We start from the raw sequence: 24,124 nt of genomic DNA on the forward strand, positions 1-24,124 counted from the left end.
CTCGGCTACCTCCTCCGTTTGGGATGCTCGCGCGACCGCCGCTCCAGCTCCCTGCGACGGCTCGGCTTCCGCCTGTCGGCGGGCCACAACGGCTGCAGCATATGCCAGTCCGTCGGATGGGCGGCGATGTTTTCTGCAAACTGGTCGGCCACCCGCTGCGCCGTGTCCTCGAGCGTTGCCGCCTCCACCGGGGCGGAGATGCTGAAGCCCCAGCCGGGATTGCGCCACGTGCCTGTGAACCAGGAGTGGGCCACAAGCAGCGTCGCGCCGGTGTCCCGCGCTAGCTTGGCCGGGCCCGCCGGAAAAGTCGTTTCCTCGCCGAAGAACGTCACCGGCACCCCGTGGCGCGAGAAGTCCCGCTCCCCCAGCAGGCACACGATCCCGCCGTCTAACAGCACTTCCTTCAGCCGCTCGAACGGGGGCTGCTCGCCCCCTGTCAGCGGCACCACCTCGAAGCCGAGCGACTCCCGGAACTTAACGAAGGCGTCAAACAGCGCTTCGGGCTCGAGCCGTTCGGCGACGGTGGTGAACCCTCCATAGTTTGCAGCCAGCCACGTTCCCGCCATGTCCCAGTTGCCGGTGTGCGGCAGCGTGAGCACGACGCCTTTGACGCGCGCCACGGCGGCGTCGAGGTGTTCGCGGCCGACCACCCCGGCAGAAAGCGCAGCGTTCAACCCCGGGTCGCCCACCATTCGCGGCAGGCGGAAGGCCTCCAGCCAGTAGCGCGCGTAGGAGCGCGTAGCGTCGCGCACCAACTCCCGCGTGACGTTTTCCGGCCCCACCACGTGGGTGAGGTTGCGCCGCAGCATCTCCATGCCCGCGCCGTCGCCAGAGGCCCGGTCAGCGGCCCACTGCGCGGCCCGCGCGGTCAGTCGCTGCGGAAGCGCGCCGACGATTATCCAGCCGGCGATGTAGCCCGCGGCGACAATTCGCTCCCGCACGGAAGCCATTTACGCTCCCGCCGGCGGCGCAATCTTCGCGTCCGCTCCCCTGTCGCGCCCGGCGAACATCAGGCGCTGGACCACAGTGATCACGGACCCGATCAGCAGGATCCACAGCGAAACCACCACGGCGTTTGGCACGCCGAAGCCTTCTAGCGCGATGCCGCCGAGGCCCAGGATCAACCGTTCAGGGCGTTCGATCAGGCCGCCGACGATCTTCAACCCGCCGGCCTCGCCGCGCGCCTTGATGTAGCTGATCGTCTGCGAGAGCACGATGACCGCCAGGCACACCGCCACGTTGACGGGCGCGGCGTCCGCGACGTAGATCAGCCACATCGCGATCGCGCCGAACAGCGCGCCGTCGGTAAGCCTGTCGCAGCTCGCGTCTAGCGTCGCGCCGAATGCGGTGCCCCCGCCGCGCAGTCTGGCCATCGTGCCGTCGACCATGTCGAAGGCGGCGAAGAGCAGGCTAAGCACCGCCGCCCACACCAGGTGGCCGGTGGGGATGAGCACCATCGCTGTCAGCATGGTCAGCACGGTGCCCGCAACAGTTGTTGCGTTCGGCGTCAGTCCGATCTTCAGCAGCCCCTTCGCCACCGGCTCAACCACCACAGCGGCGGGTTTGCGTCCATGCACGCTAAGCATCGCGTTCACCTGCTTCCATCTCGTGGACTTCGCGCCAGCCTTCGGCAAGCAGCGCCCGTGTTTCCCGCAGCAGTTGCGGCAGCACCTTGGTGCCGCCGATGACGGTCATGAAGTTCGCGTCGCCCGCCCAGCGCGGCACCACGTGCAGGTGCAGGTGGTCGCCCACCGACCCGCCCGAGGCCTTGCCCAGGTTGAGCCCGACGTTGATCGCCTCCGGCTTGGACACTCGCTTGAGTGTTTTCACCGCGTGCTTCGCAAACGCCATCAGCTCGGCTGTCTCCGCGTCGGTGAGCGCTTCAAGCTCGGCGACCTTGCGGTACGGCACCACCATCAGGTGCCCGGCGTTGTACGGGTACAGGTTGCACACCGCGTACACCGTCTCCCCGCGCGCGACGATCAGGCCGTCCTCGTCGCTCATCTCCGGGATGTCGAGGAAGGGATCGCCTTTGCTTCTCGACGATCCTTCGGCCTCCCCCGTCTCCTCCCCCGCCGGCATCTGGGTGATGTAGCTGGAGCGGTACGGCGCCCACAGACGGGCAAGACGGTCCGGGTCGCCCACGCCGGTATCGACGTAGGTCTCCCCGTTAGTTGCCGGCTGCAACGGTGTCCTCGCTCGGTTGGTCGTTGCGCTTGGCGGTGATCCAGTCCGTGATCAGCTCGACCGCGCGATCGACCGGCACGCCGTTGATCTGGCTGCCGTCGAGGAAGCGGAAGCTCACCGCGTTCGCCTCCACGTCGCGCTCGCCGGCGAGGAGCATGAACGGCACCTTGGAGGTGGTGTGGGTGCGGATCTTCTTCTGCATGCGGTCGTCCGAGTGGTCCACCTCGGCGCGGATGCCGCGCTCGCGCAGAGCACCGATGACACCGTCGAGGTGGTCGGCAAACGCGTCAGCCACCGGGATGCCCACCACCTGGTGCGGGGCCAGCCATGCTGGGAAAGCGCCGGCGTAGTGCTCGAGCAACACGCCGAAGAAGCGCTCGATGGAGCCGAAGAGTGCGCGGTGGATCATCACCGGGCGCTTCTTCGAGCCGTCCGAGGCGGTGTACGTCAGGTCGAAGCGCTCGGGCAGGTTGAAGTCCAGCTGCACCGTGGACATCTGCCAGGTGCGGCCGATGGCGTCGCGCGCCTGCACGGAAATCTTCGGGCCGTAGAACGCGGCGCCCGCCGGGTCCGGAACGAGCTCCAGGCCGGACTTCTTCGCCACGGATTCCAGGATGCTGGTGGAGCGCTCCCAGATCTCGTCGTCGCCGATGTACTTGTTCGGGTCCTTGGTGGAAAGCTCCAGGTAGAAGTCGTCCAGTCCGTAGTCCTGCAGCAGGGAGATGATGAACTCCAGCACGCTGGTCAGCTCTTCTTCGAGCTGCTCCTCGGTGCAGTAAATGTGGGCGTCGTCCTGCGTGAAGCCGCGGGCGCGGGTCAGGCCGTGGACCACACCGGACTTCTCGTAGCGGTAGACGGTGCCGAACTCGAACAGGCGCAGCGGCAGCTCGCGGTAAGAACGCCCGCGCGAGTCGAAGATGAGGTTGTGCATCGGGCAGTTCATCGGCTTGGTGTAGTAGTCCACCGGCTGCTTGGTCACGTTGCCGTCTTCGTCGACCTCTCCGTCGAGCTTCATCGGCGGGAACATGCCGTCGGCGTACCAGTCCAGGTGGCCCGACTTCTTAAACAGGTCGCCCTTGGTCACGTGGGGGGTGTTGACAAAGGAGTAGCCGGCGGCGACGTGGCGCTCGCGCGAGTGCTGCTCCATGGTCATGCGCACGATGCCGCCGTCCGGGTGGAACACCGGCAGGCCGGAACCGACCTCGTCCGGGAAGGAGAACAGGTCCAGCTCGTTGCCCAGGCGGCGGTGGTCGCGCTTTTCCGCCTCCTCGAGCATGGTCATGTACTCTTCGAGCTTTTCCTTGGACTCCCAAGCGGTGCCGTAGACGCGCTGCAGGCCGGCGTTGTTCTGGTCGCCGCGCCAGTAGGCGGCGGACGAGCGGGTCAGCGCGAACGCCGGGATGTACTTGGTGGTGGGCACGTGCGGGCCGCGGCACAGGTCGTGCCACTCCACCTCGTTCGTGCGCGGGTTGACGTTGTCGTAGTGCGTCAGCTCGCCGGCGCCGACCTCGGTGGCCTCATCGGAGTCAGGGTCGACGTTGCCCTTGTCGTTGATCAGCTCGAGCTTGTACGGCTCGTCCTTGAGGTCTTCCGCGGCCTCCTCCGCGGAGGCGTAGACGCCGCGGACGAACTTCTGGCCCTGCTTGATGATCTTCTTCATGCGCTTTTCCAGCGTCTTCAGATCGTCGGGCGTGAACGGCTCCGCAACGTCGAAGTCGTAGTAGAAGCCGTCGTTGATGGCCGGACCGATGCCCAGCTTGGTGCCGGGAAACTCGGCCTGCACGGCCTGGGCGAGCACGTGGGCGCAGGAGTGACGGATCACGGAGCGGCCGAGCTCAGTGTTTGCCGGCACCGGTGTGAACGTCGCGGTGGCCTCGGGGACGTGCGAGAGGTCTTTCAGCTCGCCCGCTTCGTCCTGGACGCACACGACGGCGTCCTCCCCTTTGTTCGGCAGGTTCAGCTCCCGCATGGCGGCGCCGACGGCGGTGCCGGCGGGAACCTCGAACGGTGCGAACTCGACTGCTGCTTCGGTAGACATATCTGTCGTGCGCTCCTTTGCGCGTCACTGGGCTGCGTCATACCTGGACGCCGCCCATCTTCTACGTTCTCTCCCGACGGCGCAGGTGGCGCGCCGGACGCCAGGGATTCTACCCCCGGGCGCCGGAAAGCACTGTTTCGCCCCAGTACGTATCGCCGCTTCCTTCCCCACCGGGCTTTCGTGTCCCCGGCGGGATCCAGTACACCGCGGATCCGATGTGCGTGGTCCACTCGTTGAGCCGGTCCACCTCCAACAGTCGTTGCAGCACCGGCGTGAACTGCACGTCCGGGTCCTGTTGGTAGGCCAAGAAAATCAGGCCTGCGTCAGACAGCTCGCCGGGCGCCGGCGGCAGCGAGTAGTTGTACGGTCTGCGCAAGAACTTCTGCTCCGGGTGGTCCGCAGGCGGCATGGCGCGCGCCATGTGGGAGTTCTTGTCGATGACCGGCAGCCCGTACTCGTCCAACGCCTCCATGTCCGGCGCATCGAACTCGTCTTCGCCGGTCAGCGGAGCGCCGTCGGAAAGCTTTCGCCCCACTGCAACCTCGCGGGAGGTGCGGTCCAGCCGCTCCCAGTCGTCGAGGTCCATCGCGATGCGGCGCACCACGAGCGACGACGAGCCGTCGTCCGCGAAGACCTGCTCGGCGAACTCCTCGTCCGTGCGCGGGTTGACCGTGCCGTCCACCTGGCCGAAGAGGTTGCGCGGCGTCTGGCCTTTGGGGATGGAGCCGAACGCGTGCATGAACCCCTGCTGCAGCCAGGCGGTTTCCACGTAGTCCATGCCGGCGCGTGACATGTGGCGCAGCGCCCAGGCGCACATCACCGGGTCGTCGGAGCAGATCTGCAGCACCAGATCCGTCTGCCCCCACTCCGGGCGCAGCTCTTCGCGCGGCATCGCGGGGATGTCGTGCAGCCACCTCGGCTTGCTGCCCGGCGCCGCGATATCGAAGATGCGCTCGCCGAATCCGCAGGTGACGGTGAGGTTGGCGGGCCACTGCGTCATCTCCGGCTCCAGGCTGGACAGCGGGTTGCGCCCGGCGGTCAGCTCGCGGGCGTCTTCCGTCCACAGGCGCATCAGCCTGACGACGCCCGCAGCGTCCACCCCATCCTTGAGGTTGAACCCAGCCAGGTTGAGCGACGCCTGCGTCGGCGTCTGGATGCCAGCCTGGTGCGCGCCGTCGAAGGCGACGGACGCCTCCGTCAACGGTTCGGTGTTCGGCTCGGAGTTGCTCGGCTCGTTATCGCACGCTGCAAGCAGCATGCCCGACGACGCCACCCCGGCCACACCAGCCGTCCCCGCCAAAAACCCCCGCCGGCTCACACCCGGCATGACGCATCCTCCTCTAGTGCTTGTGTTCACCGTGGTCGGCATGCTCGGCGTGGTCGGCGTGCTCGCCGAGGTCGCCGTAGCTTTCGTCGCCAGACAGCATGGTGCGCACGGCAACATCGGACACGGTCGCGGTCGCGCCGCCTTCCAGCAGCAGGGTCACATCGATGGTGTCGCCTGCCTCGATGGCCGGCGCGTAGCCCATCACCATGAAGTGGTCGCCGCCCGGTGCCAGCTCGTGGGTGCCGCCCGCGGGGATGTCGAAACCGCCGTCCTTTTGACGCATCATCCCGTCGACAACCTCGTGGATCTGGTAGTCCGCCTCGCCGAGCGAGGTGGTGAATCCCACCACAGTGATGTCTTTGTCAGTGTTGTTGTGCAGGGTGCCGAAGATAGAGGTCATGTCGCTGCCATCTGCGGCATCCTTCGCGGCTTTAGCCCGGACAGCTCCGCTTTCCAACGTGACCGCGTTACCCGTCAGGTCCGCGGCCGGGGCAGTGCTCGCGGAATTGCCGGTGGGATCCTCCGAGGCAGCTTCGTCGCTGCAGCCGGCAAGCACCAGAGCGGCCGCCGCGGTGAGGGCGGCAATTCGCTTGTTCACGGGCATCGCCTACTTCTGCGTATCCGGGTCGGCTTCGGAGATTCGGCGGCTCTTGGCCAGCGCACCGAAGCCGGCACCGGCGACGACCAGCACGCCCGCCAGCGCGAGCAGCACCTGCATGGTGGTGCTCATGCCTTCGGCCGCGTCAACAACTGGGTCCTGGCTCGCGTCCGAGGTCGTCTCACCGGATGGGTTGAAGCTGAACGAGGTCATCCCCTTCGTCGAGTGCCCGTCGGACGAGACGATCTGGTAGCCCACCTTGTAGTCGCCCGGCTGTGCGTCAAGGTCCGCCGGAACGTCGAGGGTGACAAACCGGCCGTCAATCTCGGGCTCACCGGAGTAGACGACCTCGGACTGACCGTTGACGTCCTGGGAGAGCGCGACGGTGTTGAAGCCGTCCTGGATCTCCCCGGAAAACTCCAGGGTCACAGCGTCGGGAAACTCGCTGACCACCCCCTTATCTTCGGGGTCCGAGCCAATCACGGAATCGTGGGCGTAAGCGGGCGCTGCCGCGCACAACGTTGCAGTCGCCGCCATGGCCGCGATTGCGCCACCTCGTGTGAATGATGCCGGGATGAGCATGCTGCCTCCTCAAGTAAAACCAACGCGCCGACTGGCGCTAAGAGCACTAGTCGCATCCAAATCCACGTTAGTTCCCGGCACACCCGCCCCAAAACTGCGAACCGGGCAACGCAGCCTAAACGCCGATATCGGCGTTTACCCCCGGACCCGAGACGCGACCTGGGCTTTTCCAAGGGCCGAACCCACAAATGCCGATATCGGCGTTTAGCGTGCAAACGCAAAAAGCCCCAGGCTGCTATCAACCTGGGGCGTGTTTTGTGGTCCTAGCTGGGATCGAACCAGCGACCTTTCCGGTGTGAACGGAACGCTCTTCCACTGAGCCATAGGACCGAACGAGAAGAGAGATTACACGCCGCACCCGAAAGTACCGAATCGGCTGGTCATTGGCGGTAACAGGGATTGCCGACAGCGGGGGCGTCGACAAGCGAATGCACCGCGGGCCAAATTGCACCAACGTAATTCACGCTTATCCCCCTCAAAATGGCCGTGACATGGCGATTTGTAACAGCGGGCGGTATGCGGATAAGGTTTGTTCTCGCGTTCAACGCGGACAGCGCGGAACGCATGCGGATGTAGCGCAGTTGGTAGCGCATCACCTTGCCAAGGTGAGGGTCGCGAGTTCGAGTCTCGTCATCCGCTCCAGTTCCCCAGAGGAACGTGGGCGCGATTAGCTCAGCGGTAGAGCACTACCTCGACACGGTAGGGGTCACTGGTTCGATCCCAGTATCGCGCACAGAGGGCTTACGCCCTCGTCAACTGAATAGCAATGCGGATGTAGCGCAGTTGGTAGCGCATCACCTTGCCAAGGTGAGGGTCGCGAGTTCGAGTCTCGTCATCCGCTCCAAGTACTTCGGGGTTTAAAGCCGAATACTTCGGAGGTAACTCCACGGTGGATTGGTCGAGTGGTTAGGCAACGGTCTGCAAAACCGTGTACACGGGTTCGATTCCCGTATCCACCTCCAAGCTGCAATAGCCTTGCGCGATTAGCTCAGCGGTAGAGCACTACCTCGACACGGTAGGGGTCACTGGTTCGATCCCAGTATCGCGCACAGAGGGTTTACGCCCTCGTCAACTGAATAGCAATGCGGATGTAGCGCAGTTGGTAGCGCATCACCTTGCCAAGGTGAGGGTCGCGAGTTCGAGTCTCGTCATCCGCTCCACGCAACATAAAGGGGTCCACCCTCCCGGTGGGCCCCTTTTTGCTATTCGCGCTCCCCCGCCTCCAAGCGTTGCAGATACAGCCGGGCGACGGTGAATTCCAACGGCTCGTCCAGCGGCGACGAGTACGTGCGCGCCCCGAAGTCGCGCGCAAGCTGGCGGCGGGCAGCATCCACAATGGCGCCAACGAGCCCGGAGGACACCTGCATCGGGTTCTTCGGCGCGAACGCCACTTCTTCCGGCACTCCCCGGTCCACCGCGAGCTTGCGGAAGATGTACTTGTCGTGGCCATTGTCATCGGGCTGCACCAGCGACGGGTGGATGCGCTGTGCGAGCTCAACCGCCGCGTGGGTCTGCCAGATCTGGACGTGCCGCTCGGGATCGTCCAAGAGCCGCTCGTAGAAGTCCGGCACAAAACGCTCGCGCTTGAAGTTCTTGGCGACGTTTGCCCGCAGCGCCGCATCCCACGCGTCAACGAGGCTCTCCCCCGCCGCGGGAGCCACCGTGTGCCCGCCCATGAACAACGCGTCGGCCCCGGCTCCGGAAAGCAGTACGCCTTCGGCGCCGTGGTCGTGCGAAGCGCCGTCGATAGCCTTCAGCACGGCACCCGCCGAGATCTCCCACGGCTCCGGGAACTTGAGAGCCCGCACGACCCGCGCGAGAAGCCGCTCGAAGTCTTCGTCGGTGGGGCGAACAATCACGTGCTCGAGGCCGCATTGCTTTGCGACGGCTGCCGCCCTCCCCACTTCCTGGTCCTCCGTGTGCTGGCTGTAGGTCACGGCCAACGTGCCCGGCGCGACCTCGGCCACGTAGGTGGCCAGCAGGATGGAATCGATGCCGCCGGAGAGTTGGAGCACGGGCCGCCCCGCACTGCGGGCGACGGCGGCGGTGACGCGTGCACGAAGGTAGTGGTCGATCGCGGCCGCCGCTTCGCCGGCGTCGGCGATGTCGTAGGGCCCTTTGGTCAGCTCCTGTTCGTCTGCGACGTATTCGAGCGCTGCCCCAGTGATGTCGTGCATAGCTACGTTGTCCTTTCGCGGTAGCCGTCGTGAAGCTGCGCACCGGTGCGTCGTTGCTCGCCGGAGACGCTGTCCAAAAATTGTGCCAGCTGATAGTTGGTGTTCCTCATCTGCTCGATGTCGCGCTCAAGCCCGCTGATCCGCTCTTGGAGCTCGGCTGTCTTTCGCGGGCGTCGCAGCGAGAACTTCTGGGGTTTCGTGCGGACCTCCTTGGGGCCCTCGCGGCCTTCGCGCACCCGGAATACGGTGTTGCGCACCAAAAGGAAGAAGCCGACCATGATGAGTGCCATCAGACCGATGAGCCCGACGCGCTCGAGGGTGGAGATGCCGTCGATGCCCAGCACGCTGATGTTGGTGATCAACAACCCCATCAGAGCAGCAAACAGCGACAGCACCTCTACAGATTTCCACACGAGCTGGTTCGACTCTGACTCGAGCTGGCGAGACAGTGCCTGTACTTTCTCGTCCACGGAAGCTACCTGCCTCTCGACGGCACTGCGGATGGCCGTTTGCACCTGCCACTCGGTGGAGACCAGCAGCCGGTAGTTCTTGTACTCCTCGTGGCGGGCAAGCTGTTGCGGGTCCAGTACCCGGATTGCCATGTCCAGCGATTCCACGGCGCGCCGGTAGCAGTAGTTCTGGTCTTCCAGCAGCGTTGGGTCGGCGCTAAGGGTCTGCTCCAATTCGGGTGCGTGGGTCGCGGACGGCCCAGTTTCGAAATCCCACTGCGTTGCTGCGGCGATTCTGCGGTAGGCCTCCCCCATCCGGTAGTACGCGTTGCCGTCCTTGGGATCCGACTTGACCAGAGACTCCGCCAGAATCAGCATCTCTACCCCGTAGAAGCGGAACGGAAACAGCCACAGGCCGTGCAGCAAGAGGTGGCGCAGCTTCACGGGCACACGGTCCAGGTGCCGCGAGAGGTTTGTCGGACTTTCTGGATCTAGGCCGATGGAGGAAAACAGCTCTGACGGCACGATCCGTTTTCCGGCGCTGAGTTGCGCGAACGTGAGGTAGATGCCGTTGAGGTCGTAGGGGCCGACTTGCAGTGGGGCGTCGTCGGCGCGGCTGAGCACTTCAAAAATGCCGTCGTAGTTGAAGTCGAACCGGTACAGCTGCAGCTCAATCAGCGCGGTTGCCAGGTACAGCAGGCGTGGTTGCTCCACGCTGCCGTGGCGGCGCACGCGCTGCGGCTCATGCGCCCCAAGTCCCCTCTCCCGGGCTTGCCAACAAACGTCGGTGACCATGTTCAAAAACGGCTCGAACCAAACCATCTCAGTTGCTCTGTCCGCAGTCGACGCGAACGCGGCCTGCGCGGATGCCGCGAGGTTGTCTTTCCAGTGGCTTGTATCCGAGCGGTCGAACAGGAGCGAATAGAACTCGGATGCCTCCGAGTCCGCAATCCAGCCATTCCGTGCAGCGACGGCTGCCGCGTCGAGGTCAAAATGGTTTCCGGTAGGTTGCACAACATCCCCTTCAACAGACTGGAAGCAAGTGTAATGAACGAGCGACCTCAATCCCTTGATCCGGAACTTCTCATCGGTCCGGTTAAGCCGCCCGGAACGCGGGAGACTCGCCTTATGGGAATTGCGGCGCTGACCGGAGCTGCCGCAAGCAAGGGAACTTCTTCCGGCTTGGGCAACGACACCGATTTCGCGCTGCTGAACGCACTGCGCATCTGGTCAGATGCAGTGCTCGTCGGTGCCGAGACCGCGCGCAAAGAGAACTACTTCGGCGTGCGTACCACCGCACAGCAGCGCGAGGCTCGGCGTGAACGGGGGCAAGCGGAAGTGCCGCCGATTGTCGTCATGACCAAAAGCCTGAATTTCGACACTGCAACGCAGCTGTTCACGGACACGCGCACACCGCCGCTGTTCGCGGTGCCCGAAGACGTCCTGGGTGATACCGAGGTGTCTGCACGCGCGCGGAAAATCGAGCAGGCGGGCGGCGTGATCGTGCCAATGGAAGGCCAAGACGTGTCGGCAGTCGTGGCTGCGCTGCACTCTCGGGGGTTGGCCCGCATCGTCTGCGAGGGCGGGCCCAGCTTGAACGCACAACTCATTGGCGCCGGCGAGGTGGATGTATTCCACTACACCGTCAGCCCGCGTGCGGTGCAACCGTCTGAACTACGCCTATTCGCCGGGGTGGACACTCCTTCAGACCGCGCCTTCGTCCTCGAAGCGGTACACGCCACAAGCGACTCGATGCTCTTCCTGCGCTACCGGAGCGTACGCGAAGAATAGCCGCACCGTGGCAGGTACGGTTAGGCGCGTGATTGCTACCCCACCGCCTCGAAGCGCCCCCGATGAGCCTGCACCGGGTTCGACTGCAGTGCAGGCCCAGCCCGCCGACGAGCGCGGGGGCCTCGCGCCGGCGATCGCCGCTGCCGCCTGGCCTGTCGCGGTGCTTCTGGTCGTCCATCGGCTGTTCATCCTCGCGCGCGCGGGCTCGGTGACGGACGACTTCACCACCGTGTGGTCCGCAGCGCGCCGGTTTGTGGAACGCGTCCCCGTATACAACGAGGTCTACAGCCACGTCAATCCGCACTACCTGTACAACCCGGGCGCCACCCTGCTGCTGTCGCCGCTGGGGCTGATTTCCGACATAGACCTGGCCCGCCCGCTGTTCATCGCCGTCAACGCCGCGTGCATCATCGTCGCTTTAGCGTGGCTGACCAAGCTTGCAGGCCGCCCGCTTTCCGGGCCGACGTTTCCCGTCGCCGTTGCGCTGGCGTTTTGCACCGAAGCCGTGACCAACACGCTGGTGTTTTCCAACATCAACGGCATACTCCTGCTCGCGCTGGTGGCCTTTATCGCGCTCTTGCTTGCCCGCCGCGACATCGCCGCCGGTGTGGTGCTGGGGTTGGCCATCTTGGTCAAGCCGATGTTCGCCCCGCTGCTGGTGCTGCCGCTGCTGCAGATGCGCTGGCGCCCCGCGCTCGGCGCTATCGGCGTCCCGGTGGTGATGAACCTCATCGCTTGGCCGTTCACGCCCGGCGCCCGCGACTACTTGGACGTTGTGGTGCCGTATCTGAAGGTCACGCGCGACTACGCTAACTCCTCCCTATCCGGTTTTGCCGTTTATTTCGGCATGCCACGCTGGGCACATGCGCTGCTGTTCCTTCTCCTAGCCGCTGCGGTCGCCGGAGCGGTGCTCGGTCTTGTGCGCGTGCGCCACAGCCAGGAGCTGCTGTATCTCGCCGTGGGCTCCGGTGTGCTGCTCGCAGGAGTGTGCCTTTTGTCCTCCCTGGGCCAGGCGTACTACTCAATGATGTTGTTTCCCGCCCTGTTCACGGTGTTCCACCCGGACAGCCCCCTGCGCAGCTGGCCCGCTTGGCTCGGCGCGGCGCTGTGCCTGTCGCCCTTGAGCTGGTCCAGCTCGTTGCACCCTTTGGCCGGCAGCTGGCTCAACACGTTTTTGCCCACCGCTGGGTGGGCCGTGTTTATTGTGGCGTGCGCTGCGTGGGTATTGTTTAGCCCAACCTTGTGGCGCACTCCGAAGGAAAGGATTGGGCGATGACGAATTTCAAGGACTTCACCGACGCGCAGTGGCGCGAAAAGCTGAGCCCGGAGGAGTTCCACGTCCTGCGGGAAGCTGGCACGGAACCCCCAGGCGTCGGCGAGTACACCAACACCACCACCGAGGGCGTGTACCGCTGCCGCGCGTGCGGCGCCGAGCTGTTTCGCTCCACTGAGAAGTTCGACGCCCACTGCGGTTGGCCCTCGTTCTTCTCCCCGCTGGCGGGCGACGCCATCATTGAGCGCGAGGACACCTCCCTCGGCATGGTGCGCACCGAGGTTTTGTGCGCAAACTGCCACTCCCACCTAGGCCATGTCTTCGCCGGCGAGGGTTTCAACACCCCCACCGATCTGCGCTACTGCATTAATTCCATTTCGTTGACGTTCGACGAAGCGTAGAAAAGGCGCCAGAAAGCAATTGCTTTCCGACGCCACCTTCGGTGCCCAGCCGCTTAGGGCAGCACCGAAATGATTTCGCCGATGTCGCCGACCCGGCGGCCCGTCTGGAACGGGATCTCCTCGCGCACGTGCAGGCGGGCCTCGGTGTAGCGCATGGTCTTCATCAACGCCTCGATACGCTCCAGCGTCGGTGCCTCAAAGGCGAGCATCCACTCATAGTCGCCGAGCGTGAAAGCCTCGACGGTGTTGGCTCGCACATCCGCAAAATCGCGGGCCGCCATGCCGTGCTCCGAAAGGATGCGGCGGCGCTCCTGCGGGTCCATCACGTACCAGTCGTAGGAACGCACGAACGGGTAGACCGTGATCCAGTCCCCCGGCTCCTCGCCCATGATGAAGCTGGGCAGGTGAGACTTGTTGAACTCGGCGGGGCGGTGCAGCCCGTTGCCGATCCAGCTCAATTCCACCTTCTGCCCGAGCTCCGTCTCGCGGCGGAAATCCGCGAGGGCCTTTTGCAGATGCTCGAACTCTTCGGCGTGCCACCAGATCATGAAGTCAGCATCAGCGCGGATACCGGTGTTGTCGTAAATGCCGCGGACCGTGACCACGCCTTCCTGCTCGAGGTTGGAGAAGAAGGCGCGTGCTTCGTCGATAAGCTGGCTGCGCTCGGTGCCAAGCACCCCGGGGAGCGCACGGAACACAGCGAACTGCAGAAATCGCTGCGTGGCGTTGAGTTTGTCAAAGTCGAGCTTGGCCATGGATTTTGCCCCTTCCCTGCCGCACGGCAGATCAAACGAAAGTCGTAGGACATTCTACGCCCTAGGTTCCGACACTCACGGCGCGCCTCCCCCAACCGCGCCGGTTGCTGGATACGTTTGAGCCTGTGATGAAATCGGACACCACCTCCCACATGTCCGCCGGAAGCGCGGGCGGCAACAGGGACGACCACGGCAACAGCGATTCCTGGCCCGCAGAATTCAGCGCGGCCGTTGAATCCATGCACGCGGCGCGCCTGCGCCCCGAAATCACCCTGGGCACCATCCGCCCGCCGCAGCGCCCCGCACCGTTCAGCCACGCCGTCGGCTTGGAGGTCGCGCACGCAGACGAAGAAAACGTCCCGGTCGACTCTGAAGGCGATGCCTTCGGCCGCCTGATCTTGCTGCACTCGCCCGCCGCGGAAGAAGCGTGGGAGGGCACCATGCGCCTGGTCGCCTACATCCAGGCCGACATGGACGACGCTGTAGCTTCGGACCCGCTGCTTCCGGACGTGGCCTGGCAGTGGCTCAACGAATCGCTGGCTGAGACAGGCGCGCGCCACACCAACCTCGGCGGCACCGTCACATCGACTGCCTCTGTGCGCTTCGGCGAGATCGGCGGGCCGCCACGCGCCTACCAGCTGGAGATGCGCGCGTCCTGGACCGCAGAGGGCACCGACCTTCAACACCACGTCGAAGCGTTTTCCAAGGTGCTCGCGCACGTGGCCGGTTTGCCTCCGGAGGGTGTGACACAGCTCGGCGCGCGCTAATATCGTTTTTTGATGAGTGCCCGGCTGGACTACCGCCTTGTAGATACGCCCGCCGCCTTTCGTGAGGCAGCGGGCGCACTCGCGCACGGTCGCGGACCGTTCGCCGTGGACACTGAACGCGCTTCCTCCTTCCGCTACGGCAACCGCGCCTTTCTCGTGCAAGTAGCGCGCCGCGGCGCGGGAACGTTTCTGATAGCGCCCGAAGGCCACCGCGACGAGGTACGCGAGATCTTCGCACCCGTGCTGGGTGGACAAGAATGGATCATCCACGCCGCGGGAGAAGACCTGCGCAGCCTGGCACTGCTCGGCTTGCACCCCGGCATCCTTTTCGACACCGAGCTGGCATCACGGATCGTCGGCTACGACCGCCCCAACCTCGCCGCCATGGTCGAGCGTTTCGTCGGTGTGGAGCTGGAAAAAGGCCACGGCCACGAGGATTGGTCGCGCACACCGCTGCCAAAGTCGTGGCAAGACTACGCCGCACTCGACGTGGAATACCTCCACGAGCTGGCAGAAGCGCTCACGGAAGTTCTCGACGCACACGGCAAACTGCGTTGGGCGTTCGAGGAGTTCGCGCACCTGATCGCCGTATATTCGAAGACTCCCTACCCGGAGAAGACGTGGCGGGATATGAAAGGGCTCGCGTCAGTACGTGACCAGTCCGGACTCCAAGTCGCCCGCGAACTTTGGCATGCGCGCGAAGAGATCAGCGAACAGCGCGACATCGCCCCGGGGCGGCTACTTCCCAACCGGGCCTTATTGGATATCGCGCTCGCCGAACCGGACTCCCCCCACGGACTGACTCGTGCGATCGGGGGTAAAGGCATGTCCTCACGGGACGTGCGGCGCTGGCTCGGCGTGGTCGAACGCGCACTTTCGGCAGACCCAGCCACGTGGCCGCGACGCCGAGATCCGCGTGAAAACAGCACACCATCGAAATCCGGCTGGGAACGCCACTACCCCGAATCGTGGCAGATGCTGCAGCTGTGCCGCGAAGACATCGCCGCCAGCGCAGAAGACTTAGACATTCGTCCCGACATTTTGCTCACGCCCGCGATTTTGCGCGAGACGGTGTGGAACGCGCCCGACAAGGCACCGGCGTGGGACACCCACCAGGCAGCAACGGCACTGGAGAAAGCGGGCGCGCGACCGTGGCAGATCCAAATCACCGCGCCGATCTTGGCCGCAGCGCACGCGGAGATGCTCGAGCTGGTCTAGCGCTTCGCTTAAGCTTCCGGGTCCGCCAGGCTGGCCGCCCACTGACAGACCTGATCCGCAGCAGAGGCTGGATCAAGGCCGTACTCCTGCAGGATCTCGCCGCGAGATGCGTGCAGCGGGAAAATATCCGGGAATGCGAGCTGCCGCACCGGGGTATCCACCTCCGCGGCCGCGAGCGCCTCGGCTACAGCGGATCCCACGCCACCGCGGACCACGCCGTCTTCGTACACCACCACCAGGTCGGCTTCCGCGGCCAACTCCAGCACGTCGGATGAGACAGGGATGACCCAGCGCGGGTCTACCACGGTTGCCCGGATGCCGTCGTCACGCACCGCTTCTGCTACCTCGAGGCCGTACCTCGCAAACGCACCGACGGCGACGATCAGCACGTCGATGTCGTCCTCGGTGCCCTCGCCCTCCGGGCGTGCCAGCACGTCGGTACCGCCGGCAAGACGCTCGAGAGTGTCAATATCAGCGCCAACCGCGCCCTTGGGGAAGCGGACAACCGTCGGCCCGTCGTCGACAGCAATAGCCTCGGCGAACTCCTCACGCAGACGAGCCGCATCCCGCGGCGCCGCAATGCGGATGCCCGGCACGATAGAGGCGATCGCCATATCCCACACGCCGTTGTGGCTGGCGCCGTCCGAACCGGTCACGCCGGCGCGGTCGAGCACCAACGTGACAGGCTGATCAATCAGTCCGACATCCATGAGCAGCTGGTCGAACGCCCGGTTCAAAAACGTCGAGTACACCGCGACAACCGGGTGCAGGCCGCCGAGCGCCATGCCCGAGGCGGAAGCGACAGCGTGCTGCTCCGCAATACCGACGTCGAAGAAGCGGTCCGGGAACTGCTCCGCAAAAGGCTGCAAGCCGGTCGGCCCCGCCATTGCGGCGGTGATGGCCACGATATCGTCGCGCTCGTGGCCGGCGCGCAGCAGCTCCTCGGTGAACACAGACGTCCAGCCCGGTTCAGACGCTGCGAGCGACTGCCCTGTCACCGGGTCGATCACACCCGTGGAGTGCATCTGATCCGCCACATTGTTCACGGCCGGGGCGAACCCGTGGCCCTTTTCAGTGACCACGTGCACGATCAGCGGCCCCTCATAGCGCTTGGCGTATTTGAAAGCGTTGAGCAGGCTTTTAATGTCGTGGCCTTCAACTGGGCCGACGTACTTCATTCCCAGCTCAGGGAACATCTCGGTGGGCAGCACCTGGTACTTCACGCCTTCTTTGAGCGCGTGCAGTGCGTCGAACGTGCGCTCGCCTACCCAGCCCATGGACTTCAACGTCTTCTTGCCGGACTCCATCACTTCGTCGTACGCCGGCTGCATTCGAAGCGCCGCGAGCTGGTCGCGAAGTTTTGTCAGGTTGTTGGCGAACCCGCCGATAGTCGGCGAGTAGGACCGGCCATTGTCGTTGACCACGATGACAACGTTGCGGTTGGCCGCCGCGATGTTGTTCAGCGCCTCCCAGCACATGCCGCCGGTCAACGCACCGTCCCCTACAACCGCGACGACGTTGTCGCCATCGCTGCCCTTCAGCGCCTTTGCCTTGGCAAGGCCGTCCGCGTACGACAACGACGCGCTCGCGTGCGAGGACTCGGTCCAATCGTGCTCCGACTCCGCGCGCGCCGTGTATCCGGAAAGCCCGCCCTTTTTACGCAGCGTGTCAAACTGCCCGCCGCGGCCGGTGAGGATCTTGTGCACGTACGACTGGTGGGAGGTGTCCCAAATAATCGGGTCGTTCGGTGAATCGAAGATGTAGTGCAGTGCAATGGTCATCTCCACCACACCCAGGTTGGGGCCGAGGTGCCCGCCGGTGGCGGAGACCTTCTGGATCAGCATCTCGCGGATCTCATCCGCCAGATCTTCAAGCTGCACAGGAGAAAGCTTGCGGACATCCGCTGGCGTCGCAATATGCTCGAGCAGTGCCACAGTCCTGTCGTACTCCTTCGCCGTATCGGGCGCGCCCGGAATGGGCGCAGCTGCCGTTTCGTTCACGCTAGTTTACACGCTGGCTTTTAGACGAATTCTCGTCCCGCTACACCGCTTCCAGCATCGCGATCACTTCGAAGTGGTGGGTGTTCGGGAACGCGTCGATAAGCTTCATCTGCTTCACCGCGTAGCCGTGCTCGCCAAAACCCGCCAGGTCGCGAGCGAACGTTGCCGGGTCGCAGCCGACGTGGATGATGCGCTCGGGTGCCGCCTGGGCAATCGCACGGACCACCTCGGCGCCAGCGCCTGCACGCGGCGGGTCCAGCACAACCAAACCCGGCGGTCGCTCCAGCTCGCCGACGACCACCGCCACGTCGCCGTGGTGGACGCGCACATCGCATGCGTCCGCGACCTGCTGGCGGCGGGAGGTTGCTGCGCTGGAATAGTCCACCGACTCGATTCGGCCGCCGCCGAGCGCCTCGCTCATCGACGGCACGAACGCGCCGACGCCGCCGTAGAGGTCCCAGCCCACACGGTTGGTGTACTCCCCCGCACCCCACTGCGCGATCACGTCGGAGTACGCCTCAGGGGCGCGCAGGTGCGCCTGCCAAAACGCAGTTGGTGGAAAGACGAAGTCGAACCCGCGCACGCGCTCCACCAGTTCACCTGGACCTTCAATCACGCGCTCGACGCGCTCAACGCGGCGGCCGCGTTGCGCAGCCTGGGTCTCCACTACGTGGCGGGTGCCGTCGGCATCAACCGCAACGACAAGCTCGGCGCCGGGGGTGAACTTCTCGGCCTGTTCGCCCACGATGCCGTCAAGCAAGCCCGGCACCGGCTGGGTGCACGTCACTCCTGCGACAACGTCGGTGGAACGCGCCCGCCGCATGCCGGCGTTGCCCTGGCTGTCCACGCCAAGCCGGACGCGGGTGCGCCACCCGGTGACCGGCTGGAGCTGGACCGCCTCCACTGCACCAAGGTCGAGCGCGTCAAGCACCCCGAAGCGGGAAGAAAGCGCTCCAAGTTGTCCAAGCAGCACCTCGCGCTTGAACTCCAGCTGCGCATCTGCCTCGATATGGGAAAAGTCGCAGCACCCCGCGCCTGCGGCCGCCGCGGGGCAGGTGGGATCGACTCGGTGCGGCGACGGCTCAAGTACAGCGGTGGTCTCCGCGCGGGCCCAACGCTTCTTCACCTTCGTCAGCGTCGCCTCCACCGTGTCGTCGGGGATTGCGCCGCGGACGAACACCACGCGGCCGTCGGGCGCGTCGGCAATGCCTTCACCGCCGTGAGCCATGGCCCGGACATGCAAGCGCACCGGCTCCCCGACCGCGAGAGCGGGCGAGCCGGTGCCGTGCTGAAGCTCCGCCACTTACTCGGCAGCAGACGGGGTGTCGCCGCCTGCCTTCGTGCTGCCGCCGGCTGCGCGGCGCTCGCGCAGCTCCTGCAGCTGCTTCTGGTTCTCCGCGTTTTGGGCGATGATTTGCTTCAGCGCGTCGCTCAGGGCGTTCGGGTTACCCTCCGCCGGAGCCTGCGCGGACGCCTGACCCTGACGCGCCTTGGCCTCAGCCGCTGCCTGCACCTGCTGCGCCAGCTGCGCAGGAAGGACTACCTGCAGGGAGTTGCCGGCCAAAATCGGGTCCTCGCCGCGGTAGACGAAGGAGCGCGCGATGGTCTCGCGGCCGATCTCAGCGAGCTGGTCTTCAGACCCGGTCGGTGCTGCCAAGGTCACGCGGTAGAGCCAGCGCGGGCCCTCCACACCGATAATGCGGATGACGCCGTTTGTGCCGGTGCCCACGATCTCCTGGCCCCACGGGCCCTGCTGGATCTCCACCGGCATGCCTTCGGCGCGCATGCCCTCAATGATCTCCTGCGAGGATTCCTCCCACAGGCCGCCGGTGCGCGGCGCGGCGAATGCCACCGGGGTAATGCGACCGTAGCGGGTGACTACGTGGACCATCTTGGGGCCCTGTTCACCCATCTCCACCTGCACCTGGGATTCCTTCGGCAGCGGGACGCGGATGGAACCGAGGTTCAGGGTGACGTTGGAAAAATCCGAGAAGTCGAAGTCCTCGATGTCCACGTTGTCGCCGTCGAACGGGCCGGTGGAGCCGCCGACCGGGTCGTAGTCCGTCAGCGCCTCCACACCAGCTGCGGCGGAAGCGACAGGTGCGGACGCGGGGGCAGCTTCCGGCTTTTCTTCCTGCTTTTCGACGGGCTGTTCAACGGGCGCAGCTTCCTCAGCCGCCTCGATCTTCGGCGCCGCCTCAGGCTCAGCCGCGGGCTGGTCCTGCTTCGGCTCGAGCGGCGAGGACTCCACAGGATTCTCCTGCTTCTGCTTCTTCTTTTTCTTGCCAAACGGCCAAAATGCCATCGGTGGTCACTCCCTAAATTGGTGGTCGCAGATGAGTGTAATTCTTGTGTTTGCGGTTACTGACTGTAGCCCGTGCTAGTGCGTGCCGGTCGAGCCGTACCCGCCCGCGCCGCGCTGTGTTTCGTCCAGCGCCTCAACCTCGGTGAAATCCACCAATTCCACGCGCTGAATCACCAGCTGCGCGATCCGCATGCCGCGGGTGATCTCGATCGGCTGGGATCGGTCGGTGTTGAGCAGGCAGACCTTCAACTCTCCGCGGTAGCCCGCGTCGATCGTGCCGGGCGTGTTGACGATGCTCAACCCGTGCTTGGCGGCCATGCCGGAGCGCGGGTGGATCAGGCCGACCGTTCCCACCGGCAGCGCGATTGCCACACCGGTGGCCACCAGCGCCCGCTCCCCCGGCTGCAACACCAGATCTTCTGTGGAATACAGGTCCGCGCCGGCGTCCTCCGGATGTGCCCGCATCGGCATTGGCAGCTCCGGATCAAGGCGCTTGACTGGAATCGGCGGGAGCGGATCGCCACCGTAGGTGCTGTACGTGCTGTTTTGGTTCTCCACCCGCCCCACACTACGTCAGTGCCGCTCCGGCAGCGCTACTTCGTCGGGGCACTGCGCCGGGCTCCCCCGTTGCTGCCGCGCAAGTATGTCCCTGCGTTTGCCCCGCCTATTGTGGAATGCGTGAGTGAGACCGCTTCGACCCCTTCAAACCCCGGCTCCGAGAATGCAGCACCGGCTGCGACGGCACCTCAGGCAAAGGTGTTGTACACGGAGCGCCAGTGGGTGCCTTGGTATTGGTGGGCTGCCCTCGCCGGGCTCGCTCTGCTGCTCGCCGGGCAGTTGGGCCTCAACCGCAACGTGTGGTGGTTCGCAGTTCCGCTAGTGCTGTTCACTGCCCTGTTCGCGTGGTTTTTGTTCTGGCTGTCGCGCACCACAGTCTCCGTTGAACAGGATCCGGACGGCACGCGCTGGCTGCTCGTCGACGACGCGAACCTGCCCAACACAGTAGTTTCACGCTCGATGGTGGTGCCGGGTTCCGCCCGCCAGAATGCGTTGGGGCGCCAGCTGGATCCGGCGGCGTATTTGGTCTCGCGCCCCTGGGTCAGCGAACACGTGCTGATCGTCTTGGACGACCCGGAGGACCCCACCCCGTACTGGCTGGTCTCCTCGAAGAACCCCGAAGCGGTGCTGGCGGCCTTCGCGCCAGGCACTACCGCCGGGTAGCCCGGAGCGTCACAGCAGACAACAAAGGGCGGCGCCATCTGTCGGGATGGGGCCGCCCTTTAGCCGTCGATAAGCAGCTGCCTACTCGCAGTCGAGACAGATCTTGGAACCGTCTTCCTCGGTGTAGGCGAGGCGCTTGTTCTTCTGCACGAGGAAGCAGGACGCGCAGGTGAACTCGTCGTCCTGGCGCGGCTTGACCTCGACGTTGAGTTCTTCGCCGGAGAGGTCCTGGGTCGGAGGCTCCACCGGTTCCACGATCTCGCCATCGTCGTCCATGCTGCTGCCAGCTACTTCAGCAGCCTTGAGACCTTCCAAGGAGTCGGTCTCAATCTCGTCGTCCATGCGGCGGCGAGGCGCGTCGTAATCGGTGGCCATGGTGTGTGTCCTCCAGCTCAGCGTGGTCGCCCCGGGAGGGGCCTGAATGTCGTTATTTGAGCGGAATACTAGGTCAAACACATAGCCCTGTCATCTTTCCTGCTCAGAAGCAGAAAACTTCAGTCGCGATGCGCAGTAGCAAGGCGGAACTGCCGTGACGTTTGTACACTTCACTGCATGACAGAACAGGCCCTAGGTTTCGGCGTTGATGTGGGCGGCTCCGGCGTGAAGGGGGCCGTAGTGGATCTGCGCACCGGCGAATTCGTGAGCGAACGCGTGAAGATTGCTACGCCGCAGCCGGCAACGCCGGAAGCGGTGTCCGAAGTGGTCGCGCAAATTGTCCGGCAGTGCGATTGGGACGGCCCCGTCGGGGTCACCCTCCCCTCCGTGGTGACGCAGCAGGTCGCGCGCACCGCTGCCAACATCGATGAATCGTGGGTGGGCACCAATGTGCACGACCTGTTCACCCAAGCGCTGGGCCGCGATGCCGTCTCTGTGCTCAACGACGCGGACGCGGCCGGCATCGCCGAGGTGGCCTTCGGCGATGAGGCCGCCCGCAAGGGGGCAGTCATCTTCCTCACCTTCGGCACCGGCATCGGGTCGGCGTTTCTCATGGACGGCACGGTGTTCCCCAACACCGAACTCGGGCACATGCTTATCGACGGCACCGAGGCAGAGCACCTCGCCTCCTCCGCGGCAAAAGACCGGGAGGAGTTGAGCTACAAGAAGTGGGCCAAACGTGTGGATAAGGTGCTCCACGAGTACGACCGGTTGTTCAACCCGGCCGCGTTCATCGTCGGCGGCGGGATTTCCCGCCATTCCGAAAAGTGGGTCCCATTGCTCACGGTGGACACCCCGGTTGTTCCAGCAGCGTTGCGCAACCGTGCAGGAATCGTGGGGGCAGCGATGGCCGCCCAGAACCATGTCGCACCGTAGACCAGCCTGAAGGTTGTTGTACGGTGGTTGCCGTTAAATGGTCAGTCCGCGGGGGAAGGAATACTCCGCTCGGACGACTGTTAATATTGGCGTTCTGAAAATTTCGGGACGCATACGTACCCTGGATTGCCAGTGGTAAGGTCCGATTGACTCGAAAGGGCGTACGTGGTAGCCAGCCAAGCTTCAAGCAACAGTGCCGACGACGTGACTGCGGTTTCGTCCGACGGCGGCGCAGGCAGCGTTGCCAAGTCCAGCGCGAAAAAGACAGCCAAGAAAGCTGCGAAGAAAACCGCGAAGAAGACCGCCAAAAAGACGGTGAAGAAGGCAGCTAAGAAGACTGCGAAGAAGACCGCAAAGAAGTCTGCCAAGAAAACTGCCAAGAAGACGACGGCGAAGAAAGCCACAGCAAAGAAGGCGACCAAGGCCGCGAAAAGCGCCGCGGGCGATGCCGACGAGCTGGACGACGAGCTTCAGTCTGTCACCGGCGGCGCGGACGAATTGGACGATCAGGATTCTGACCGCGATGACGCGGATTACGATGCGGAGATCGGCGACGATGACGATGCCTTCGACGAGGATATCGACGGTGCTCTCGGCGACGACAGCGAGGATGACGACGACCTCGGCGAAGACGGCGACGATGACGAGGACGAAGAAGACGAGGACGAGGGCTCCTCTGTCTGGGACATCGAGGAATCTGCCGCGCTGCGCCAGGCGCGCAAGGATGCGCAGCTGACCGCCTCGGCCGACTCGGTGCGCGCCTACCTCAAGCAGATCGGCAAGGTTGCCCTGCTCGATGCTGAGCAGGAGGTGTCCCTGGCCAAGCGCATCGAGGCTGGGCTGTACGCGCAGTACCGCCTCGACGAGATGGCGCGCGCCGCCGCGGAGGGCGACAAGGACGCCAAGCTCACCCCGGCGGTGAAGCGCGATCTGCGCGCAGTGGCGCGCGACGGCCGGAAGGCGAAGAACCACCTGCTGGAGGCGAACCTTCGTCTGGTGGTCTCCCTTGCGAAGCGCTACACCGGCCGCGGCATGGCGTTCCTGGACCTGATCCAGGAGGGCAACCTCGGCCTGATTCGCGCCGTGGAGAAGTTCGACTACTCCAAGGGCTACAAGTTCTCCACCTACGCCACCTGGTGGATCCGCCAGGCCATCACCCGTGCGATGGCGGACCAGGCGCGCACCATCCGTATCCCGGTGCACATGGTCGAGGTCATCAACAAGCTCGGCCGTATCCAGCGCGAGCTGCTGCAGGATCTCGGACGCGAGCCCACGCCGCTTGAGCTGGCGAAGGAAATGGACATTACCGAGGAGAAGGTCCTCGAGATCCAGCAGTACGCCCGCGAGCCGATCTCCCTCGACCAGACCATCGGCGACGAGGGCGACAGCCAGCTCGGCGACTTCATCGAGGACTCCGAGGCTGTCGTGGCGGTGGACGCGGTGTCCTTCACCCTGCTGCAGGACCAATTGCAGGACGTGCTGCACACCCTGTCCGAGCGCGAGGCAGGCGTTGTGCGCCTGCGCTTCGGGCTTACCGACGGCATGCCGCGCACCCTCGACGAGATCGGCCAGGTTTACGGCGTGACGCGCGAGCGCATCCGCCAGATCGAGTCCAAGACCATGTCGAAGCTGCGCCACCCGTCGCGTTCCCAGGTGCTGCGCGACTACCTGGACTAACAGCCTGGTTTTGGCCCGAAACGCGTAAACGCCCCGACCGCTCGTGG

General features: G+C 64.9%; 23 protein-coding genes and 7 tRNA genes. 14 read left to right on the forward strand and 16 right to left on the reverse strand.

Features of this window, described 5'->3' with window-relative positions:
- Positions 1–5: 5 nt before the first annotated feature.
- The 8 genes from ACX1NL_RS06905 to ACX1NL_RS06940 all read right to left on the reverse strand — a co-directional run bounded on the left by ACX1NL_RS06905 (position 6) and on the right by ACX1NL_RS06940 (position 7,062).
- Positions 6–950, reverse strand: coding sequence for a phosphatidylinositol mannoside acyltransferase (locus tag ACX1NL_RS06905; protein WP_458897718.1), 945 nt, complete (start codon positions 948–950; stop codon positions 6–8).
- On the reverse strand, positions 951–1,586 hold the full coding sequence (gene pgsA, locus ACX1NL_RS06910; RefSeq protein ID WP_239306385.1) for a phosphatidylinositol phosphate synthase: 636 nt from the start codon (positions 1,584–1,586) through the stop codon (positions 951–953).
- On the reverse strand, positions 1,579–2,187 hold the full coding sequence (locus tag ACX1NL_RS06915) for an ATP adenylyltransferase (RefSeq protein WP_239306384.1): 609 nt from the start codon (positions 2,185–2,187) through the stop codon (positions 1,579–1,581). The genes pgsA and ACX1NL_RS06915 overlap by 8 nt, the downstream gene beginning before the upstream one ends.
- On the reverse strand, positions 2,171–4,225 hold the full coding sequence (thrS, locus tag ACX1NL_RS06920) for a threonine--tRNA ligase (protein WP_181888541.1): 2,055 nt from the start codon (positions 4,223–4,225) through the stop codon (positions 2,171–2,173). Before thrS ends, ACX1NL_RS06915 begins: the two co-directional genes overlap by 17 nt.
- 109 nt (positions 4,226–4,334) lie before the next feature.
- Entirely contained in the window at positions 4,335–5,552 is a 1,218-nt protein-coding gene (locus ACX1NL_RS06925) for a Dyp-type peroxidase (protein WP_458897719.1), read from the reverse strand.
- 13 nt (positions 5,553–5,565) lie between these two features.
- Complete coding sequence (locus tag ACX1NL_RS06930; RefSeq protein WP_458897720.1) at positions 5,566–6,150, reverse strand: copper chaperone PCu(A)C; 585 nt, start codon at positions 6,148–6,150, stop codon at positions 5,566–5,568.
- Between the two features lie 9 nt (positions 6,151–6,159).
- Positions 6,160–6,732 (reverse strand): copper resistance CopC family protein, encoded by a 573-nt coding sequence (locus ACX1NL_RS06935; protein WP_458897721.1) that lies wholly within the window; start codon positions 6,730–6,732, stop codon positions 6,160–6,162.
- A 258-nt stretch (positions 6,733–6,990) separates the two neighbouring features.
- A tRNA-Val gene (locus ACX1NL_RS06940) sits at positions 6,991–7,062 on the reverse strand.
- 236 nt (positions 7,063–7,298) lie between these two features.
- Between ACX1NL_RS06940 and ACX1NL_RS06945 the strand changes: the two genes are divergently transcribed.
- The 6 genes from ACX1NL_RS06945 to ACX1NL_RS06970 all read left to right on the forward strand — a co-directional run bounded on the left by ACX1NL_RS06945 (position 7,299) and on the right by ACX1NL_RS06970 (position 7,892).
- Positions 7,299–7,374: transfer RNA gene (locus ACX1NL_RS06945), tRNA-Gly, on the forward strand.
- 19 nt (positions 7,375–7,393) lie between these two features.
- Positions 7,394–7,465: transfer RNA gene (locus ACX1NL_RS06950), tRNA-Val, on the forward strand.
- A gap of 35 nt (positions 7,466–7,500) precedes the next feature.
- Positions 7,501–7,576, forward strand: a tRNA-Gly gene (locus ACX1NL_RS06955).
- A gap of 44 nt (positions 7,577–7,620) precedes the next feature.
- Positions 7,621–7,694: transfer RNA gene (locus ACX1NL_RS06960), tRNA-Cys, on the forward strand.
- Between the two features lie 15 nt (positions 7,695–7,709).
- Positions 7,710–7,781 (forward strand) — tRNA-Val (locus ACX1NL_RS06965).
- Positions 7,782–7,816: 35 nt separating this feature from the next.
- Positions 7,817–7,892 (forward strand) — tRNA-Gly (locus ACX1NL_RS06970).
- Positions 7,893–7,934: 42 nt separating this feature from the next.
- On the opposite strand, the gene ACX1NL_RS06975 is transcribed toward ACX1NL_RS06970, so the two are convergent.
- Positions 7,935–8,909 carry an asparagine synthase C-terminal domain-containing protein gene (locus ACX1NL_RS06975; RefSeq protein ID WP_458897722.1) on the reverse strand — a complete coding sequence of 325 codons (975 nt, stop codon included), beginning with the start codon at positions 8,907–8,909 and terminating at the stop codon, positions 7,935–7,937.
- Positions 8,910–8,911: 2 nt separating this feature from the next.
- Positions 8,912–10,372, reverse strand: coding sequence for a hypothetical protein (locus ACX1NL_RS06980; RefSeq protein WP_458897723.1), 1,461 nt, complete (start codon positions 10,370–10,372; stop codon positions 8,912–8,914).
- A gap of 114 nt (positions 10,373–10,486) precedes the next feature.
- Between ACX1NL_RS06980 and ACX1NL_RS06985 the strand changes: the two genes are divergently transcribed.
- Genes ACX1NL_RS06985 through msrB form a run of 3 tightly spaced genes read left to right on the forward strand, consistent with a single transcriptional unit; the run spans position 10,487 to position 12,823 of the window.
- Positions 10,487–11,149, forward strand: a complete 663-nt coding sequence (locus ACX1NL_RS06985; protein WP_458897724.1) for a pyrimidine reductase family protein — start codon at positions 10,487–10,489, stop codon at positions 11,147–11,149.
- 28 nt (positions 11,150–11,177) lie between these two features.
- Entirely contained in the window at positions 11,178–12,425 is a 1,248-nt protein-coding gene (locus tag ACX1NL_RS06990) for a glycosyltransferase family 87 protein (protein ID WP_269952665.1), read from the forward strand.
- Positions 12,422–12,823 (forward strand): peptide-methionine (R)-S-oxide reductase MsrB, encoded by a 402-nt coding sequence (gene msrB, locus ACX1NL_RS06995; protein ID WP_284871919.1) that lies wholly within the window; start codon positions 12,422–12,424, stop codon positions 12,821–12,823. Before ACX1NL_RS06990 ends, msrB begins: the two co-directional genes overlap by 4 nt.
- Before the next feature lie 53 nt (positions 12,824–12,876).
- Here msrB and hemQ read toward each other — a convergent pair whose 3' ends face one another.
- Complete coding sequence (hemQ, locus tag ACX1NL_RS07000) at positions 12,877–13,578, reverse strand: hydrogen peroxide-dependent heme synthase (RefSeq protein WP_458897725.1); 702 nt, start codon at positions 13,576–13,578, stop codon at positions 12,877–12,879.
- A gap of 152 nt (positions 13,579–13,730) precedes the next feature.
- On the opposite strand from hemQ, the gene ACX1NL_RS07005 reads away from it, so the two are divergent.
- Entirely contained in the window at positions 13,731–14,345 is a 615-nt protein-coding gene (locus ACX1NL_RS07005) for a DUF3000 domain-containing protein (RefSeq protein WP_458898918.1), read from the forward strand.
- Positions 14,346–14,357: 12 nt separating this feature from the next.
- Positions 14,358–15,563 (forward strand): HRDC domain-containing protein, encoded by a 1,206-nt coding sequence (locus tag ACX1NL_RS07010; protein ID WP_458897726.1) that lies wholly within the window; start codon positions 14,358–14,360, stop codon positions 15,561–15,563.
- An 8-nt stretch (positions 15,564–15,571) separates the two neighbouring features.
- On the opposite strand, the gene dxs is transcribed toward ACX1NL_RS07010, so the two are convergent.
- From dxs to dut, 4 genes are all read right to left on the reverse strand, one after another.
- A complete protein-coding gene (dxs, locus tag ACX1NL_RS07015) occupies positions 15,572–17,497 on the reverse strand; it encodes a 1-deoxy-D-xylulose-5-phosphate synthase (RefSeq protein WP_458898919.1) in 1,926 nt (641 codons plus the stop codon).
- Between the two features lie 106 nt (positions 17,498–17,603).
- Positions 17,604–18,866 carry a class I SAM-dependent RNA methyltransferase gene (locus ACX1NL_RS07020; RefSeq protein ID WP_458897727.1) on the reverse strand — a complete coding sequence of 421 codons (1,263 nt, stop codon included), beginning with the start codon at positions 18,864–18,866 and terminating at the stop codon, positions 17,604–17,606.
- Entirely contained in the window at positions 18,867–19,868 is a 1,002-nt protein-coding gene (locus ACX1NL_RS07025) for a DUF3710 domain-containing protein (RefSeq protein ID WP_458897728.1), read from the reverse strand.
- Between the two features lie 75 nt (positions 19,869–19,943).
- Positions 19,944–20,339, reverse strand: a complete 396-nt coding sequence (gene dut, locus ACX1NL_RS07030; RefSeq protein WP_181888553.1) for a dUTP diphosphatase — start codon at positions 20,337–20,339, stop codon at positions 19,944–19,946.
- 207 nt (positions 20,340–20,546) lie between these two features.
- Between dut and ACX1NL_RS07035 the strand changes: the two genes are divergently transcribed.
- Positions 20,547–21,089: a DUF3093 domain-containing protein gene (locus tag ACX1NL_RS07035; protein WP_239306938.1), complete on the forward strand. Its 543-nt coding sequence runs from the start codon at positions 20,547–20,549 to the stop codon at positions 21,087–21,089.
- Between the two features lie 81 nt (positions 21,090–21,170).
- Here the strand turns inward: ACX1NL_RS07035 and ACX1NL_RS07040 are convergent, their stop codons facing one another.
- Positions 21,171–21,464, reverse strand: a complete 294-nt coding sequence (locus ACX1NL_RS07040; protein WP_181888555.1) for a DUF4193 domain-containing protein — start codon at positions 21,462–21,464, stop codon at positions 21,171–21,173.
- A 177-nt stretch (positions 21,465–21,641) separates the two neighbouring features.
- On the opposite strand from ACX1NL_RS07040, the gene ppgK reads away from it, so the two are divergent.
- Together ppgK and ACX1NL_RS07050 are read left to right on the forward strand one after the other, a co-directional pair.
- Positions 21,642–22,400, forward strand: a complete 759-nt coding sequence (gene ppgK, locus ACX1NL_RS07045) for a polyphosphate--glucose phosphotransferase (protein ID WP_269952670.1) — start codon at positions 21,642–21,644, stop codon at positions 22,398–22,400.
- A gap of 204 nt (positions 22,401–22,604) precedes the next feature.
- Positions 22,605–24,077 carry an RNA polymerase sigma factor gene (locus ACX1NL_RS07050; RefSeq protein ID WP_392398969.1) on the forward strand — a complete coding sequence of 491 codons (1,473 nt, stop codon included), beginning with the start codon at positions 22,605–22,607 and terminating at the stop codon, positions 24,075–24,077.
- Positions 24,078–24,124 lie beyond the last annotated feature (47 nt).

The organism is Corynebacterium sp. CQ3829_602738, from assembly GCF_054478435.1.

Bases quoted from the DNA above. Each gene is read 5' to 3' on its own strand.
- msrB (WP_284871919.1), top strand. From the start codon at position 12,422: ATGACGAATTTCAAGGACTTCACCGACGCGCAGTGGCGCGAAAAGCTG.
- thrS (WP_181888541.1), bottom strand. From the start codon at position 4,225: ATGTCTACCGAAGCAGCAGTCGAGTTCGCACCGTTCGAGGTTCCCGCC.
- ACX1NL_RS06935 (WP_458897721.1), bottom strand. From the start codon at position 6,732: ATGCTCATCCCGGCATCATTCACACGAGGTGGCGCAATCGCGGCCATG.
- ppgK (WP_269952670.1), top strand. From the start codon at position 21,642: ATGACAGAACAGGCCCTAGGTTTCGGCGTTGATGTGGGCGGCTCCGGC.
- ACX1NL_RS07010 (WP_458897726.1), top strand. From the start codon at position 14,358: ATGAGTGCCCGGCTGGACTACCGCCTTGTAGATACGCCCGCCGCCTTT.
- ACX1NL_RS07005 (WP_458898918.1), top strand. From the start codon at position 13,731: ATGTCCGCCGGAAGCGCGGGCGGCAACAGGGACGACCACGGCAACAGC.
- ACX1NL_RS07040 (WP_181888555.1), bottom strand. From the start codon at position 21,464: ATGGCCACCGATTACGACGCGCCTCGCCGCCGCATGGACGACGAGATT.
- ACX1NL_RS06975 (WP_458897722.1), bottom strand. From the start codon at position 8,909: ATGCACGACATCACTGGGGCAGCGCTCGAATACGTCGCAGACGAACAG.
- dut (WP_181888553.1), bottom strand. From the start codon at position 20,339: ATGCCGATGCGGGCACATCCGGAGGACGCCGGCGCGGACCTGTATTCC.
- ACX1NL_RS07025 (WP_458897728.1), bottom strand. From the start codon at position 19,868: ATGGCATTTTGGCCGTTTGGCAAGAAAAAGAAGAAGCAGAAGCAGGAG.
- hemQ (WP_458897725.1), bottom strand. From the start codon at position 13,578: ATGGCCAAGCTCGACTTTGACAAACTCAACGCCACGCAGCGATTTCTG.
- ACX1NL_RS06985 (WP_458897724.1), top strand. From the start codon at position 10,487: ATGGGAATTGCGGCGCTGACCGGAGCTGCCGCAAGCAAGGGAACTTCT.
- pgsA (WP_239306385.1), bottom strand. From the start codon at position 1,586: ATGCTTAGCGTGCATGGACGCAAACCCGCCGCTGTGGTGGTTGAGCCG.
- ACX1NL_RS06925 (WP_458897719.1), bottom strand. From the start codon at position 5,552: ATGCCGGGTGTGAGCCGGCGGGGGTTTTTGGCGGGGACGGCTGGTGTG.
- ACX1NL_RS06905 (WP_458897718.1), bottom strand. From the start codon at position 950: ATGGCTTCCGTGCGGGAGCGAATTGTCGCCGCGGGCTACATCGCCGGC.